19 protein-coding genes are annotated in these 14,883 nt (G+C 64.7%); 12 read left to right on the forward strand and 7 right to left on the reverse strand.

Annotation, left to right across the window (positions count from 1 at the left end; translation table 11 throughout):
- Positions 1 to 49: 49 nt before the first annotated feature.
- From CH293_RS15180 to CH293_RS15195, 4 genes are all read left to right on the forward strand, one after another.
- Positions 50 to 1,024 carry an ABC transporter ATP-binding protein gene (locus tag CH293_RS15180; RefSeq protein ID WP_094653382.1) on the forward strand — a complete coding sequence of 325 codons (975 nt, stop codon included), beginning with the start codon at positions 50 to 52 and terminating at the stop codon, positions 1,022 to 1,024.
- Positions 1,024 to 1,821: an ABC transporter permease gene (locus tag CH293_RS15185; RefSeq protein ID WP_094720685.1), complete on the forward strand. Its 798-nt coding sequence runs from the start codon at positions 1,024 to 1,026 to the stop codon at positions 1,819 to 1,821. The genes CH293_RS15180 and CH293_RS15185 overlap by 1 nt, the downstream gene beginning before the upstream one ends.
- A gap of 25 nt (positions 1,822 to 1,846) precedes the next feature.
- Positions 1,847 to 3,337, forward strand: coding sequence for a M28 family peptidase (locus CH293_RS15190; RefSeq protein ID WP_094720686.1), 1,491 nt, complete (start codon positions 1,847 to 1,849; stop codon positions 3,335 to 3,337).
- A 76-nt stretch (positions 3,338 to 3,413) separates the two neighbouring features.
- Entirely contained in the window at positions 3,414 to 4,193 is a 780-nt protein-coding gene (locus CH293_RS15195) for an adenylate/guanylate cyclase domain-containing protein (RefSeq protein WP_255122881.1), read from the forward strand.
- A gap of 15 nt (positions 4,194 to 4,208) precedes the next feature.
- Here the strand turns inward: CH293_RS15195 and thiD are convergent, their stop codons facing one another.
- The gene (gene thiD, locus CH293_RS15200) at positions 4,209 to 5,060 is read right to left on the reverse strand and encodes a bifunctional hydroxymethylpyrimidine kinase/phosphomethylpyrimidine kinase (protein WP_037107529.1); all 852 of its coding nucleotides are present in this window, start codon (positions 5,058 to 5,060) and stop codon (positions 4,209 to 4,211) included.
- Positions 5,061 to 5,338: 278 nt separating this feature from the next.
- Between thiD and CH293_RS15205 the strand changes: the two genes are divergently transcribed.
- The 3 genes from CH293_RS15205 (at position 5,339) to CH293_RS15215 (ending at position 6,769) form a co-directional block, all read left to right on the forward strand.
- On the forward strand, positions 5,339 to 5,665 hold the full coding sequence (locus CH293_RS15205; RefSeq protein WP_019666650.1) for a GNAT family N-acetyltransferase: 327 nt from the start codon (positions 5,339 to 5,341) through the stop codon (positions 5,663 to 5,665).
- Between the two features lie 97 nt (positions 5,666 to 5,762).
- Positions 5,763 to 6,080 (forward strand): GNAT family N-acetyltransferase, encoded by a 318-nt coding sequence (locus CH293_RS15210; RefSeq protein ID WP_094720688.1) that lies wholly within the window; start codon positions 5,763 to 5,765, stop codon positions 6,078 to 6,080.
- 89 nt (positions 6,081 to 6,169) lie between these two features.
- Positions 6,170 to 6,769: a hypothetical protein gene (locus CH293_RS15215; protein WP_094720689.1), complete on the forward strand. Its 600-nt coding sequence runs from the start codon at positions 6,170 to 6,172 to the stop codon at positions 6,767 to 6,769.
- Here CH293_RS15215 and CH293_RS15220 read toward each other — a convergent pair.
- The 3 genes from CH293_RS15220 to CH293_RS15230 are packed head-to-tail and all read right to left on the reverse strand — an operon-like array spanning position 6,739 to position 9,074.
- Complete coding sequence (locus tag CH293_RS15220; RefSeq protein WP_094720690.1) at positions 6,739 to 7,539, reverse strand: exodeoxyribonuclease III; 801 nt, start codon at positions 7,537 to 7,539, stop codon at positions 6,739 to 6,741. The genes CH293_RS15215 and CH293_RS15220 overlap by 31 nt on opposite strands.
- Before the next feature lie 25 nt (positions 7,540 to 7,564).
- Positions 7,565 to 8,464 (reverse strand): GNAT family N-acetyltransferase, encoded by a 900-nt coding sequence (locus CH293_RS15225; RefSeq protein ID WP_176460030.1) that lies wholly within the window; start codon positions 8,462 to 8,464, stop codon positions 7,565 to 7,567.
- Positions 8,465 to 8,483: 19 nt separating this feature from the next.
- The gene (locus tag CH293_RS15230; protein ID WP_019666645.1) at positions 8,484 to 9,074 is read right to left on the reverse strand and encodes a peptide deformylase; all 591 of its coding nucleotides are present in this window, start codon (positions 9,072 to 9,074) and stop codon (positions 8,484 to 8,486) included.
- Between the two features lie 279 nt (positions 9,075 to 9,353).
- Between CH293_RS15230 and CH293_RS15235 the strand changes: the two genes are divergently transcribed.
- The 5 genes from CH293_RS15235 (at position 9,354) to CH293_RS15255 (ending at position 13,676) form a co-directional block, all read left to right on the forward strand.
- Positions 9,354 to 9,683, forward strand: coding sequence for a DUF3263 domain-containing protein (locus CH293_RS15235; protein ID WP_019666644.1), 330 nt, complete (start codon positions 9,354 to 9,356; stop codon positions 9,681 to 9,683).
- Positions 9,684 to 9,705: 22 nt separating this feature from the next.
- Positions 9,706 to 10,209, forward strand: a complete 504-nt coding sequence (locus CH293_RS15240) for a LytR C-terminal domain-containing protein (RefSeq protein WP_255122871.1) — start codon at positions 9,706 to 9,708, stop codon at positions 10,207 to 10,209.
- 121 nt (positions 10,210 to 10,330) lie between these two features.
- On the forward strand, positions 10,331 to 11,026 hold the full coding sequence (locus CH293_RS15245; RefSeq protein WP_170945245.1) for a superoxide dismutase family protein: 696 nt from the start codon (positions 10,331 to 10,333) through the stop codon (positions 11,024 to 11,026).
- Between the two features lie 15 nt (positions 11,027 to 11,041).
- A complete protein-coding gene (locus CH293_RS15250; RefSeq protein ID WP_176460019.1) occupies positions 11,042 to 12,301 on the forward strand; it encodes a glutamate--cysteine ligase in 1,260 nt (419 codons plus the stop codon).
- 55 nt (positions 12,302 to 12,356) lie between these two features.
- The gene (locus CH293_RS15255) at positions 12,357 to 13,676 is read left to right on the forward strand and encodes a phosphatase PAP2 family protein (RefSeq protein WP_094720693.1); all 1,320 of its coding nucleotides are present in this window, start codon (positions 12,357 to 12,359) and stop codon (positions 13,674 to 13,676) included.
- Here the strand turns inward: CH293_RS15255 and mnhG are convergent.
- From mnhG to CH293_RS15270, 3 genes are read right to left on the reverse strand one after another with little or no spacing between them, the layout of a single operon-like run.
- On the reverse strand, positions 13,639 to 13,983 hold the full coding sequence (gene mnhG / locus CH293_RS15260) for a monovalent cation/H(+) antiporter subunit G (protein WP_037110818.1): 345 nt from the start codon (positions 13,981 to 13,983) through the stop codon (positions 13,639 to 13,641). The two genes, CH293_RS15255 and mnhG, sit on opposite strands and share 38 nt — an antisense overlap.
- Positions 13,980 to 14,237 (reverse strand): monovalent cation/H+ antiporter complex subunit F, encoded by a 258-nt coding sequence (locus tag CH293_RS15265; protein ID WP_094720694.1) that lies wholly within the window; start codon positions 14,235 to 14,237, stop codon positions 13,980 to 13,982. Before CH293_RS15265 ends, mnhG begins: the two co-directional genes overlap by 4 nt.
- Positions 14,234 to 14,881, reverse strand: a complete 648-nt coding sequence (locus tag CH293_RS15270; RefSeq protein ID WP_255122882.1) for a Na+/H+ antiporter subunit E — start codon at positions 14,879 to 14,881, stop codon at positions 14,234 to 14,236. Before CH293_RS15270 ends, CH293_RS15265 begins: the two co-directional genes overlap by 4 nt.
- Between the last annotated feature and the right edge of the window lie 2 nt (positions 14,882 to 14,883).

Raw genomic sequence — 14,883 nt, forward strand, 5'->3', positions numbered from 1 at the left:
GACTCGCGGGCGATGTGCGAGCACCCCTCGGCCTGACACAGTGGATCCCATGATTCAAGTGACGGGGTTGACGAAGCAGTACGGTGCGGTGAAGGCGGTCGATGATCTGTCTTTTTCTGTGAAGCCGGGGATTGTGACGGGGTTTCTCGGGCCTAATGGTGCGGGGAAGTCGACGACGATGCGGATGATTTTGGGTCTGGATCGTCCGACGAGTGGTCAGGCGTTGATCGAGGGTAAGCCGTATGGCGAGTTGAAGCAGCCGTTGCGGAGTGTGGGTGCGTTGTTGGATGCGAAGTGGGTGCATCCGAATCGTTCTGCGCGTGCGCATTTGGAGTGGATGGCTGCGTCGAACGGTATTCCGAGGTCTCGTGTGGACGAGGTGCTTCGGTTGGTGGGGTTGAGTGAGGTTGCGAAGAAGAATGCGGGTGGTTTTTCGCTCGGTATGTCGCAGCGGTTGGGTCTGGCGGGGGCGTTGTTGGGGGATCCGAAGGTGTTGTTGTTCGATGAGCCGGTGAATGGTCTCGATCCTGAGGGCATTGTGTGGATTCGTAAGTTCATGCAGCGTTTGGCGGCGGAGGGTCGGACGGTGTTGGTGTCGAGTCATTTGTTGTCGGAGATGGCGCAGACGGCGGAGCATCTGGTGGTGATCGGGCGGGGTCGGTTGGTGTCGGATACGTCGGTGCAGGATTTCATCGATCATGCGTCGGAGGCGTCGGTGAAGGTGCGTAGTCCTCAGTTGGATGCGTTGCGGAGTGCGTTGACGTCGGCGGGGTTGACGGTGCGTGAGCCTGCGGGGGTGGATCAGTTGCAGCCGGCGATCGTGGTGACGGATTCGTCGACCGAGGTGATCGGTGATATCGCTGCTCGGCATCAGATCGTGTTGCATGAGTTGTCCTCGCAGCGTGGGTCTTTGGAGGAGGCGTTCATGAAGCTGACGGGTGAGGATGTTCAGTATCACGGTGCGGGTGCTGATGGTGTGGATGGTCAGGGGTCGGATTACAAGGCGATGGGTGGTGCTCTCTGATGGGTGTGTTGGCTGCGGAACGTATCAAGATCACCTCGACGAAATCACCCTGGTGGTGCACAATCGCCATCATCGCCCTCGGACTGGGGCTCGCATTCGCAGTGGGACTGGCGGCCAAACTGGGTCTGCAGTCCTACAACAACCAGATCGCCGAGGGCAACAAACCCGAATTCGAGCCCTACCTACCGTCGGTCTTCGAAGTGGTCGGCAGTGGCGTCGGCGGCATGGGGCTCATGGTCCTCATGATCCTGGCTGCGCTGACGGTGACCAGCGAATACCGCTTCGGCATCATCAGAACCACGTTCCAGGCGGTCCCGAACCGCGCCGCAGTGCTGGTCGCGAAAGCGTCGCTCATCGGTGTCTTCGGTTTCGTGCTGACGTTCGTTCTCGGATTGCTGGCGTTCTACATCGGTAAGGCAGTCGCCGGACCGGATGCAGGCGCTCTGCTGAGCTTCGACATCGACGGCACGTGGCGAGCGATCTACGGAACCGCCATCCTGGCCTTCCTGCAGGTGTTCATCGCCGTCGGAGTCGGTGCTCTGCTGCGCCAGTCCGCAGGCGCCATCGCACTGCTTCTGCTCTGGCCGCTACTGGTCGAGTCGCTGTTCGGCCTGTTCGGATCCTTCGGCCGCGCGGTACAACCGTTCCTGCCCTGGCTCAATGCCTCTCACTTCCTCGGATCCGACGGCGGAGTCGACTTCCACTGGGGACCGTGGGGGAGCCTGGTCTACTTCGTGGTCTTCACCGCCATCGTGTTCGGCGCCGCAGTGTTCGTCACCGATCATCGAGACGCCTGACGGCCGGAGAAGCTAGGGTGCTTCCATGCCACGGAAGACCTTGCTTGCAAGTTTCGCAGTCGGCGCGCTCGTCCTGGCCGGTTGCTCCACGTCCTCGGACAACTCCGGGGCCGAGGAGCAGCCGGCCGTGTCGGTTCCGACGCCGATCTCCAGTCCCGACGGCCCAGGGCTCGCGGACGCCGTCACCGGCGACGCCGTGGTCGCTCACCTCGAGGAGCTCGAACGGATCGCGTCGGAGAACAACGGCAACCGCGCCGCCGGCACCTCCGGATACGACGCCAGCGTCGACTACGTGAGCGGAAAACTGCAGGCAGCCGGATTCGAGGTCGAGACACCGGAATTCGACTTCGACCAATTCACCGTGGACACCGAGTTGCTGACGGCCGGAGACGAGCAGATTCCGGTCGGAGCGCTCGAGTACTCACCGGCCACGCCCGAGGACGGCATCACCGCGCGGGTCGTCGCAGCTCCCGCCGACGAGTCACCCGGTTGCGAGGCAACCGATTACGACGGACTGGACGTCGGCGGCGCCATCGTCGTGGTGAACCGGGGTGTGTGCCCGTTCGCGGCGAAGCAAACCATCGCGGCGGACCTCGGCGCCGTGGCGGTCGTCGTCGTCAACAATGTTCCCGGGCCGGTGGACAACGGCACTCTCGGTGGTAAGGAAGACGCGAGGATTCCGACGGGCGGCGTCTCGCAGGAGGACGGCGCGGCCGTCGCGTCGGCGCCGGAACTGACGCTCACACTGGACACGGTCACCACAACGACCAAGAGTCGCAACATCATCGCGCAGACCTCGACGGGAGACACCTCGAACGTCGTGGTCGCGGGCGCCCACCTGGACAGCGTCGAGGATGGCCCAGGCATCAACGACAACGGAAGTGGCACCGCGGCCGTGTTGGAATCCGCACTGCAACTCGGCAGTGAACCGGAGGTGACCAACGCCGTACGCTTCACGTTCTGGGGCGCGGAAGAGAACGGTCTCGTCGGATCGACCGCCTACGTTGACGGGCTGAGCGACGAGGACAAGGCGAACATCGCGTTGTACCTCAACTTCGACATGATCGGATCGCACAATGCCGGGTACCTCGCCTACGACGGAGACGACTCCGACAAAGTCGGTGAACCCGCGGGACCGGCGGGCTCCGACGCCATCGAGCGCGTGTTCGTGGATTACTTCGGTGGTGAGGGCATAGCGGTCGACGGAACCGATTTCGACGGCCGGTCCGACTACGGCCCGTTCATCGCCGCCGGTATCCCGGCAGGCGGCGTGTTCAGCGGTGCAGACGACGAGAAAACACCCGAACAGGCAGAGAAGTGGGGCGGCACGGCAGGGGAGACGTACGACGAGAATTACCACACGGCCGAGGACACACTGGCGAACATCGACCGCGAAGCGCTGGCGAAGAACGCGTCGGCGATCGGCTTCGGAATCGGAACGTACGCGCAGTCGGTCGAGGGACCGAACGGCGTTCCTGTCGGTGACGCACGCACCCAGGCGCGTTCGGGCCAGTGACCCACGAACCGGGGACCTTCGGTCTGAGGAGTGTCTGTAACCCTCGGTTACGCTTCGTGTCGTGAAACTGTCGTCGATGGTCGGCTGGGTGCAGGATGTCAACCGCAGCCCAGGGATCGTCGACGTGGTGCGGAGGTTCCGGCGTGTTCTGCCGGGCGACCCTACGTTCGGTGATCCGCTGTCCCTGGCAGGTGAAGGCTCGGCACTCGCCGTGGCCCGTGTCGCCGACAAGTTCCGTGGTGATGAGCCGGGTGCCACCCGTGAAATCGGTCTCGGAGCGCTGCAGGTGTGGCAGGCAGTGCTCGAGCGGACCGGCCGCGGCCGGGGTGAACGCGACGTGACCATCGTCTTCACCGATCTGGTGGGGTTCTCGTCGTGGTCCCTCGTCGCAGGCGACACCGCAACTCTGACGCTGCTGAGGAAGGTTTCCCAGGCAGTCGAGCCGGCCGTCGCCGCGGGCGGTGGACACGTCGTCAAGAGGCTGGGCGACGGCATAATGGCGGTCTTCTACCGGCCGGACCAGGCGCTCGAAGCGGTGGTCGCGGCACGAACGGCGCTCTCGGACGTCGACATCGACGGATACACACCGACCATGAGAGTCGGCATTCACACCGGAAACCCTCGGCAGATCGGATCCGACTGGCTCGGCGTCGACGTCACCATCGCCGCCCGTGTCATGCAGACCGGCGGTAACGGCAACCTGATGATCTCCAGGAACGCGTTCGACGCAATACACCCCGACACGGTCGACGCACTCGGATTGGCTCCGCGGCCCTACCGTCGCGGATTCTTCGCCCCCAAACTCACCGGCGTACCCGAGGACCTGAAGATTCTCCGGCTGGTACCCCAGCGCTGACCGGGATTCGGCGCCCTACGAATTCTGGACGTGGAGTCGCCACAGCGGAGAGACGGGCCCGTGGCCTGCGCCCAGGTCGTACGACGCTGCGAGGCACTCGGTGACCCAGTCCTTGCCGAACTCGACCGCATCCGGCACCGAATATCCGTTGGCGAGCGCGCTGGCGATGGCGGCAGCCAGGGTGTCTCCACCTCCGTGATCGTTGCCCGTGTCGATTCGCGGCCGGGAGAACTCGGTGAAGGTGTCGCCGTCGAACAGGATGTCCGTGCTGGTCGTCGACGTGCGTAGGTGACCGCCCTTCACGATCGCCCACCCCGCGCCCAACGCATGGAGAGCCTCTGCCGCACGGCGGGCGGTGGCGTCGTCGATCACGTCGATTCCGGTGATGAGGCGAACCTCGTCGAGATTGGGAGTGACAACCGTCGCGATCGGGATCAGAACGTTGCGGATGGCGTCCAGCGCCTCCGCGTGCAGAAGCGGATCACCGTGCATCGACGCGCACACCGGATCGACGACGAGCGGAATCGTGCCGTTCTTTCCGATGCCGACCTCGGTGCATACGTCGGTGACCGCCTCGATGATGGCTGTCGACGCGAGCATGCCGGTCTTGGCGGCGCTGATTCCGATGTCGCCGACGACGGTGCGGACCTGGTCGGCGACGACGGCCGGGGGGATCTCGTGGAAGCCGCTGACGCCGACGGTGTTCTGCACGGTCACCGCGGCCACGGCGACACAGGCGTGTACGCCGCACATCGCCATGGTGCGGCTGTCCGCTTGAATGCCCGCACCGCCGCCGGAATCGGTCCCGGCAATGGTCAGAGCGCGAACAGGCGTGGAGCCGTTGGGGGTCAGCGGTAGGAACTTCACATCGCGACAGTACCGGCACGGCTCGTGCGGAGGACGCCGGGTTTTACCGCACCTTCGGGAGATGCACGATAGTGCATGAATGTTGTTGCATCACAACGGCGATGGAAACTCTGTATGACCGATACCAGGGTCTGTGTTGTATGGAGGTTGCATACCTACGGAACCGAAGGTTTGTTGCTACAAACGGGTGACAAGCTATCTCATCGCATGTTTAATAGTGGTGCACGTCACATGTAATTGCTTCACTGCACATCCCGGAAATGTAAAGGAGGTGACCCATGCTTGCCAGTACTCCCAGTGCTGATGTCTCCATCAACACCGACCAGAATCGTTTCGAGTTGCGGCTCAACGGTGATCTGGTGGGAATTGTCGGCTATTTCGAAGTCGAGAACACGCAGAAGCGCGGCGCCCGTACGCACGTCGTGTCGTTCATGCACACCGTCGTCACCGAGGACTTCGGCCATCAGGGCCTCGCGGCTATCCTCGTTCGCCGATCCCTCGACAGTGCGCGCTCGTATGGATGGAAGGTGAAGCCGGTGTGTACGTACGTACAGCGGTTCCTCGCCGCCAATCCGGATTACTCCGACGTGGTCGTTCCACTCTGAGTCTTCCGGTAACGGTCCGGGTTCGGCGCGACGTCGAATTGCTATCCAAGTAGCCGACTGTCCCTCGTGAAGGGCCGACCTCCGCTCTACTCGGGGGATGGAACACACGTCGAGCACGCTGGCAGCGTCGGTTCGCATAGTGGACAACGCCGAGCATCACCGATTCGACCTGTTCGTCGGGGACGATCTCATCGGCATCCTGGGATATCGCCAGTCGGGGAGTGACGCCTCCGTGGCGTTCATGCACACGGTCGTCACGGAAGATTTCGGTGACCGCGGCTGGGCGGGGGTGCTCGTCAGGGGTGCACTCAACACCGCACGCGACCGGGGCTGGTCCATTCGTCCGGTGTGCACCTACGTCCAGCGCTATCTGGCCCGGAACCCGGAATTCCTCGATCTCGTCGCACCGGACTGAGAGAGCAGTGCTCTTGTTTTCTTCGTACCCCTCGTGAATACTCACTTCAGAACGAGAGCACCGCTCTCGCATCCTGAGGGAGAGCACGCATGCGATCGACTGTCGGGCTTCTGGTCGCCACGGGCGTCCTGTTCGCGATCTATCCGATACTGAGGCCCTACACCTCCGAGTCAGGGCAGGCCGGCGCCGACACATTCGCGTCCGGACTGTGGGTAGCGGCGCACGTCAGCGCGATGCTCGGCTTCATCACGCTCGCTCTCGCCGTACGCACGATGAACGTCGGCGCCGTCGCCGAAGTAACGACGTGGGTCGGTGTCGGACTGACACTGCCGTACTACGGCGCCGAGACGTTCGCGCTCCACGTACTGGGATCCGACGCGCTCGACACTGGCGATCTTCGGCTGATCGACCTCGCCGAACCCATCCGCTACGGCCCCACGCAAACGGTGATGTTCGGTGCCGGACTGATTCTCGTGACCGTCGGCGCCGTGGCGGTTGCACGGGGCCTGCCTGGCTGGCAGTCCGCGCTGTTCGCGTCGGGATTCGTCCTGTTGCTTCCGCAGTTCTTCGCGCCGCCGTGGCTACGTGTTGCGCACGGGCTGCTCGTTCTCGCCGGCGCAGCAGCGCTGGCGGTGTACTTCGCTGCGGGCCGTGATCGTCAGGAAATATCGACGACGACGGGCGCGTGATCGCTGGCGCCCTTGCCCTTGCGCTCCTCACGATCGATCGAAGCGCCCGTCACCCGGGACGCAAGAGCCGGGGAAGCCAGAGCCATGTCGATACGAAGTCCCTGCTTCTTCGGGAAGCGAAGCTGCGTGTAGTCCCAGTAGGTGAACGTCCGCGGCTCGGGCGTGAACTGCCGAGTCACCTCGGTGAATCCGACCTCCGCGAACGACTCGAACGCATCCCGCTCCGGCTGCGACGTGTGGGTCTTGCCCTCGAACAACGCCGGATCCCAGACATCGTCGTCGGTAGGCGCGATGTTCCAATCCCCGACGAGCGCGATCTGCGCGTCCGGGTCCGCCGACACCCAGGCCTGAGCGTCGGCCCGCAGCTTGGCGAGCCACTCGAGCTTGTACGTGTAGTGCGGATCCGCCAGCTCGCGTCCGTTGGGTACGTACAGGCTCCACACACGAACCCCGTCGCACGTGGCTCCGATGGCCCGCGCCTCGCGTACCGCCTCGACCTCAGGGTCCTTGCTGAACCCGGGCTGATCCTCGAAGCCGATCCGTACGTCGTCCAACCCGACCCGCGACAGCAATGCAACACCGTTCCATTGGCTGAGGCCGACATGGGCGACCTCGTACCCGATCTCGGTGAATCGCTCGTACGGAAACTGCGCGTCCTTGCACTTGGTTTCCTGCATTGCCAGCACATCGACGTCGGATCGATGGAGCCAGTCCACGATCCGATCCTGACGAGAGCGGACGGAGTTCACATTCCACGTAGCCAATCGCACGGCGATCAGACTAACGGGTGCCCACTCACACAGGGTCGGCGTAGCGATAACGATGATGCTCGGTGAAGCCGAGGCCCTCGTACATCGCCACGGCGCCTGTATTGGCCGCCGACACCTGTAGGTACGCGTGCGTCGCACCCTGCGTGCGACCCCAGGCGACCAGCTCGCCGCACACTCTCGTCCCCAGGCCGTGACGACGATGCACTTCCGCGACCTCGATGGCCGTCAGTCCGACCCAGCGTCGACCGTCGGGGGCGTCCGTCACCGCTGCGCGCCCGATCGCGAGCATCTCGCTGGACGCCGAGCCGATTCGGCCGAACGCCGCCACACCGTCACGCACCGACGAAATGACCTCGAGCGCACCGTCGGGCAGGGGTTGTCCGCGGTAGCGGTACAGGCCGAGCCAGTCGGCGTCGGGCACGTCGGAGAAGACCGACAGGGTTTCGGTGGGCAGCTCCAGCCTGGAGATGTCCGCGGCCATGACCTGTGTTTCGTCCCGCGTCACCCACCCGGCGGGCGGTGAACCGAGCCGGTCGGGGAGGAGCAACACTGCAGGCAGGCCTCGCTCGGAGAACCATCGGACGATGTCGTCGAGGGACGCAAGACCGGCCGACGGCTCCAACGGCAACGCGGAGTTCGCCCGGCCGGTGAACCCGTGCCCGGCGCGCAGGAGCCACCCGTCGATCCAGGCCTGTTCGACGCCGGGCCAGCCGTCCGCGGCCGCACGTTCCAGCGATCGAATCTCCGACGTGCGAATCGGACGCGGGCCGAGCTCCTTCAGCGCGACGACACGATCGGGCGCGACTCTCACTTCGCGACCGTCCGCGGACTGCACCGCGACCACCGACCGGCTGTGCTCGATCAGTTCGCCGATGACGTCCGTCATCGGGTGGCTGTGGCCGGGTGGCAGCCGGTAGCGCAGCATGACCCGCGGTCCCACCGCGTCAGTCCTCGTGGCCGAACGGATCTTCGACGGTGCCGGGGACCCAGGACAGGCCCGGCTTGCCCCAACCAGCGCGTTTGATCGCCTTCTTCGCGGCACGCGCATTGCGGCCGATGAGGACGTCGACGTACAGGAAACCATCGAGGTGCCCGACCTCGTGCTGCAGCATGCGAGCGAAGAAACCCGTTCCTTCGATGTCGACGGGCTCGCCCGCGGCGTCGGTGCCCGTGACGCGTGCCCAGTCCGCACGTCCGGTGGGGTACTGCTCGCCAGGAACCGAGAGACAGCCTTCGTCGTCGTCCTCGGGATCCGGCATCGTCTCGGGGATCTCCGACGTCTCCAGGACGGGGTTGATCACCTCGCCGCGGCGACGGACGACTTTGCCGTCCTCGCCCTCGTCGGGGCAGTCGTAGATGAAGAGCCGAAGGGGTTCGCCGACCTGATTGGCGGCGAGTCCGACGCCGTTGGCGGCGGCGAGCGTGTCGTACATGTTCGCGATAAGGTCGGCGAGTTCGGCGGGCGTCTCGGTGACGGGCCGGGTGGGGGTGTGCAGTACCGGGTCGCCGACGATCCGGATCGGGAGAATTGCCATGGTCGACAAGAATACTGGCGTGAAGCCCCTCGCCGTGCACACGGTGAGGGGGCGCGACTCGCCGCACGTCCTGCGAGCTGTGCCCAAGCACTGCGCACCGTGGTTCAATAACTACCGAAACACACGTGTGTAATTTCGTGCCGACTGCCCGCCCCTCGGGTGCGTCGACGCGGGTCTGGGGCTCGTGGCAAAAGGTGGGGACCGGCATGACGGCACAGGACAGCATCACGGCACAGGATCGGGATCCGGCGACACGGATCCGCGAAGTCGAGGAGTGAGATGGACGGCGCAGCAGCGCGTGACTCGAACCAGTCTCAGCAACCGGGAAACACGGGGGACATCAACGAGGTCGGAGCAGACGGCCTGACCCGTCGTGAACACGACATCCTGTCCTTCGAGCGCCAGTGGTGGAAGTACGCAGGCGCAAAGGAAGAAGCCATCAAGGAACTCTTCTCGATGTCCGCGACTCGCTACTACCAGGTGTTGAACGCACTCGTCGACCGCCCGGAATCACTGGCAGCCGATCCCATGCTGGTGAAGCGTCTGCGCAGGCTCCGCGCGAGCCGTCAGAAGGCAAGGGCTGCGAGGCGACTCGGCTTCGAGGTCTAGCCGTCAACTAGTGTCTTCCAGTGTGAGCAGTCCCAACCCGGAATCGTCCGGCCCTCCGCTCCGCGCCTTGGCAATGGTTCTCATTTCGCTTGCGATTCTGTTCGCGGCGATCGGTGCACTGTCGTTGACCGGTTCCGGAGACAGTGAAAAAGCGGCCGCCCCCGAGGCCACCAGCGAAGTCGCGGAAGCGACCTCCCCGGCAGCTCAGGCACCGGCCGCGACCACCAGCGCCCCGACGACGTCCGTCGCACCGGCCGAGGTCGAAGTCCGCGTGCTGAACAACAGCGACGTATCCGGCCTGGCAGCCACGACGGCGGATACGCTCACCGCCCAGGGCTGGGCGATCGCCGAAACGGGCAACTACGCCCAGACCCAGGTCGCCGCGACCACGGTGTACTACGGAGACGCCTCCGGCGCGGAGGCCGCGGCGCAGGAGATAGCCCAGCAATTGGGCGCCACCGCCGAAGCCATGCCGGCCACACTGACCGGCTTCGGAGACAGCGTCGTCGTGATGGTCACTCAGTAGAAGCATGGCCTGCCCGGTGACGACCGGACTACACCCGACCGGACTACTGCCGACTGGACTACTACCGGGGATAGTTATGATCTACGCAACGCCCAGCCTGTCCGACGAAGGAGCATTTTCCATGGCATCGACCAGCACAGCCCGATCCCGGACGATCAGGTCGTGGCGCATCGCTACTCCCGTCGTCGCTGTCGCCGCATTCGGGCTGGTCGCGTGTACGGCCCCGGAAACCCCGTCCGACGTAGCGGGCACGACGCCTCCCGTCTGGACCGGCCACGAAGATCCGTCCGGTCACGGCGTCGCCGCCGACAGCCCCGAAGGCACCGTCGAAGCCGAGTTCGAGAACGCAGCAGGCACCACCGTCGGCACCGTCTCGTTCGTCGAAGAAGGCGACCACCTCGTCGTCACCGTCGAAGCAGAAGGCCTCACCCCCGGATTCCACGGTCTGCACATCCACACCGCAGGCCTCTGCGAGCCCAACTCCGTGGCACCCGCAGGCGGCGAGCCCGGCAACTTCCTGTCCGCCGGAGGGCACCTGCAGGTCGACGGCCGCACCGAACACCCGGCCAGCGGTGACCTGACGTCGCTGCAGGTCGGCGAAGACGGAACAGCGATGCTCGTGACGACCACCGACGCCGTCACCATGGACGACCTCCGTGCCGACGGCGGACGCGCCGTCATCATCCACGAGGGCCCGGACAACTTCGCCAACATCCCGCCGCGCTACACCCTGCCCGACGGCGCAGCCGTTCCCGACATGAATACCCTCATGACCGGCGACGCGGGTGGCCGCGCCGCCTGCGCGGTCCTGGAATAAGCGGTTCCCGCACACATGCCGGGCCGCCCCACCCACTCCGCAGGCTCCGCTCCCGCTACATCGGGTCACTCCGCAGGCTCCGCTCCCGCTGCATCGGGTCACTCCGCAGGCTCCGCTCCCGCTACATCGGGTCACTCCGCAGGCTCCGCTCCCGCCATAGCGTTCAATTCCTCCCCGCGCCCGACCCTCGGCGTGGAGTGGGAGATCGCGTTGGTGGACAAGGATTCGCTGGATCTCGTCAACTCGGCCGCCGAGGTCATGGACGGCGTGACCGAGCTGGCGGGCGCGGAAACCCCGCGGGTGACGAAAGAGCTGCTGCGCAACACCGTCGAGCTCGTCACCGGAGTGTGCGAGAACGTCGGTGAAGCGATGGACGACCTGGGCGAGTCGCTCGACCTGGTGAGGCGCGCCGCGGCCCCGCTGAACATCGACCTGTTCAGTGCAGGCACTCACCCCTTCGCGGAATGGTCGACGCAGGTGCTCACCAGCACCCCCAGCTACGACGAGTTGATCGCCCGCACACAGTGGTGGGGCAGGCAGATGCTCATCTGGGGCGTGCACGTCCACGTCGGCGTGTCCTCTCCGGACAAAGTATTTCCCATTCTCAACTCGCTTCTGCTGCAGTACCCGCACCTGCTTGCACTGTCCGCGTCGTCGCCTATCTGGTCCGGCAACGACACCGGATACGCCAGCAACCGCGCACTGATGTTCCAGCAGCTCCCGACCGCAGGCCTGCCGTTTCAGTTCGAGGACTGGACTCAGTTCGAAGGCTTCGTCCGAGACCAGATGAAGACCGGCGTCATCGAACAGCTCGGCGGAATGCACTGGGACATCAGGCCGGCTCCGAAGTGGGGAACCATCGAGGTGCGGGTCTGCGACGGCGCATCCACCAAGCGTGAGCTCGCCGCGCTCGTGGCGTTGACACATTGCCTGATCGTCGACCTCGACCAGCGCCTCGAAGCAGGGGAGACGCTGCCGAGCATGCCCCCGTGGCATGTTCAGGAAAACAAATGGCGCGCAGCTAGGTACGGGCTCGACGCCGAGATCATCCTCGACGCGGACAGCAACGAACGCCTCGTCACGGACGACCTGAACGATCTTCTGGAACGCCTCGCGCCTACCGCGGTGCGGCTCGGATGCGCCGACGAGTTGGCCTCGGTTGCCGACATTCCCCGGCGGGGCGCGTCGTATCAACGCCAACGCAAGGTGGCGTTGGACTCCGATGGAAACCTCCGCACAGTGGTGCAGTCGCTGGTCGACGAGCTGCGCCGGTGATCGACCTTCGATCGTGACCTTCTGCATGTAATTCTCTGTTCATGCTCCGTTTACTATGAACGACGTGCTTCAGGGGGATGAGCGAACTTCACACGTCGAAAGAGCGGCGCCGGGCGCGTTACGCATCTACGGTGTGGGCGCCGTCGTCGTTCTGATTTTCCTCGCATCGCTGCAGGCGGTCGCGTTGTGGAAGGGTTTCCCGGGTCCGCTTCCGAGCATCTGGAACGACGTCGTCGGTACTCCCAAATCCATGGCCGTGCCGTGGGGCGGTCTGGCGTTGGCCCTCGTCGGAGTGCGCATGCCGATTCGACTGTGGGCACTCGGAATCGCCGTACTGATCGACGCAGTGGGCGCGCTCGCTCGGTTGGAAGCCGGGCATCCGTTCGCCGTCGGCAACGGAGCCGTGATCGCGCTGGTCGGACTGGCGGTGTTCACGATCTGGCGCCGCGACGTCGGAGGCATCCGAGCAGTGTGTCTCGGCGGACTTCTCATCCTCGCCACCAAGGGCGGGGACGCATGGTTGCAGATCACCACCATCGTCCGGCCCTACGTCCTGGACGAGTACGCGCAACTCGCCGACCATGCGCTCGGCAACCCGTCGTGGATCGTCGGAAGCTGGCTCGATGCGCTCGGCCCGGTCGTCTTCGCGGTCCTGCACTGGGTCTACATCCAGCTTCCGGTCGCCGCGATCGCCATCGCGATCTACCAACTCCGTGGCGTCTCGCGCACCGGGTTGTGGCCGTCGCACTACCTCGTCAGAACGTTTCTCCTCATCGGCCTCGTCGGACCCGTCTTCTACGTACTCTTCCCCGTCGTCGGCCCGGTTTTCGCGTTCGGTTCTGCTGGCGACGGGTTCCAGCTCGGAAACTACTGGCCGACGCTGGTGCCGTTCGATGCCTCGCCGTCGGCGATCGGTTTCGACGAACTCACTCCGCGCAACTGCATGCCGTCGCTACACACAGCCTGGGCGCTGAGCTTGTTCATCCACTCCAGGCGCGGGCCGTGGTGGCTCCGATGGGGTGGCACGGTCTGGTTGGTGTGCACCCTGGCCGCCACGCTCGGCTTCGGATACCACTACGGCGTCGACCTGGTCGCAGGTGTCGTACTGTGCCTGACCCTCGAGTCGGTACTGCGCAACCCCGAGCGCGGCCTGAAGGATCCCGCTCGGATCCGGATGATCGCATACGGCGCTGCGACGATGGTGGCGTTGTTGCTCTGCTACCGCTACCTCGCCGTCCCCATGGGCACGTACCCGGAGCTGTTCGGGCCGCTGATCCTGATCGCGATGGGATCGGTGATCGGGATGTTCTACACGACGTTCTTCGCGAACAGCGACGTCAGCGATCGTCCCCTTCGTTCGTCTCCATCTCGTTGACGATCAACAGTCCGTCACGTCCACGCTGCTCGCGGTAGGCGACGCGACCGACGGTGTGCGCGATGACCGGTGCCGTCACCAGGGTGAACACCCCGACGAGTACGAGCATCCAGATGTCGACGTTGCCTCGCAGTTGGATCACGGCGCCCGCCAGGACCAGCAGAAGGCCGACGACCTGAGGCTTCGTCGCGGCGTGCATGCGTGACAGCGTGTCCGGGAAGCGCACGATCCCGACGGCCGCGGTGAACGCAAGAGTGGCGCCGAGCAGAATCAGAATGCCCGAGATTACTTCCAATACCGTGTTCATTCGTCCCTCACCCTGAACCTCGCGACACTGACGGATCCGATGAAACTCACCAACGACAGGGCGACGATCGCGGGCACGATCGTGGTGTCGGCGCTGTAGACAGCCCACACCGCCAGCCCGCACATCGACACCGCGAGGATGGTGTCCATGGCGACGAGGCGGTCGAGTGTGCTCGGCCCGTCGAGTAGACGGTAGGCGGTCACGACGGCTGCAGCGACGAGAAGGATGCCCGAAATAGCAAGTACGACAGTCACTTCCACTCACCCTTTCGTTCGTCGTCGGTCTTCTTGTCGTCCCGGAAAGTGCCGTCCGTTCCCGGTGCCGGCGTGATGTCGTCGCCCAGGACTCCGTGGTATCGCTCGTATTCCTGGAAGTGAAGCGGACTCGGCTTCCAGTCCGAATCACGTTCGAACGCGGCGATGAACAGTTTCTCCAGGTGGCGTACGTAGGCGTAGAAGGAATCGACTGCCTTCTGGCTGCCCATGTCCAGCACGTGTACGTAGAGCAGGCGCCTGGTCTGGTCGATCTCCAGAACCATGGTTCCCGGAACGAGATTCATGGCGTCGACGAACAGTGTGAGAACCAGATCGGACTTGATGGCGATACGGCACCGGAGAACACCGGTGACCGGCGGGGCTTTGGGGCGCACCGCAAGCCAGGCGACGTTCACCGAGGACTCGGCGGCGTAGTAGAAGAACCAATAGGTCAGTTTCAGCAACGACCACAGGTGAATTCGACCCTCGACGGGTACCTTCGGCAACGGAAGCAGGATCATGATGCCGAGGCCGACGACGATTCCGCCCAGTACGTTGGCCGCACTGACGTTGCCCCACAACAACACCCACACGGCAGTGAGCCAGCCGAGGATCCACAGGCGCAGAAGGACGAAGCGATTCAGAT

This window comes from Rhodococcus sp. 14-2470-1b, assembly GCF_002259415.1.
Classification (GTDB): Bacteria; Actinomycetota; Actinomycetes; order Mycobacteriales; family Mycobacteriaceae; genus Rhodococcoides.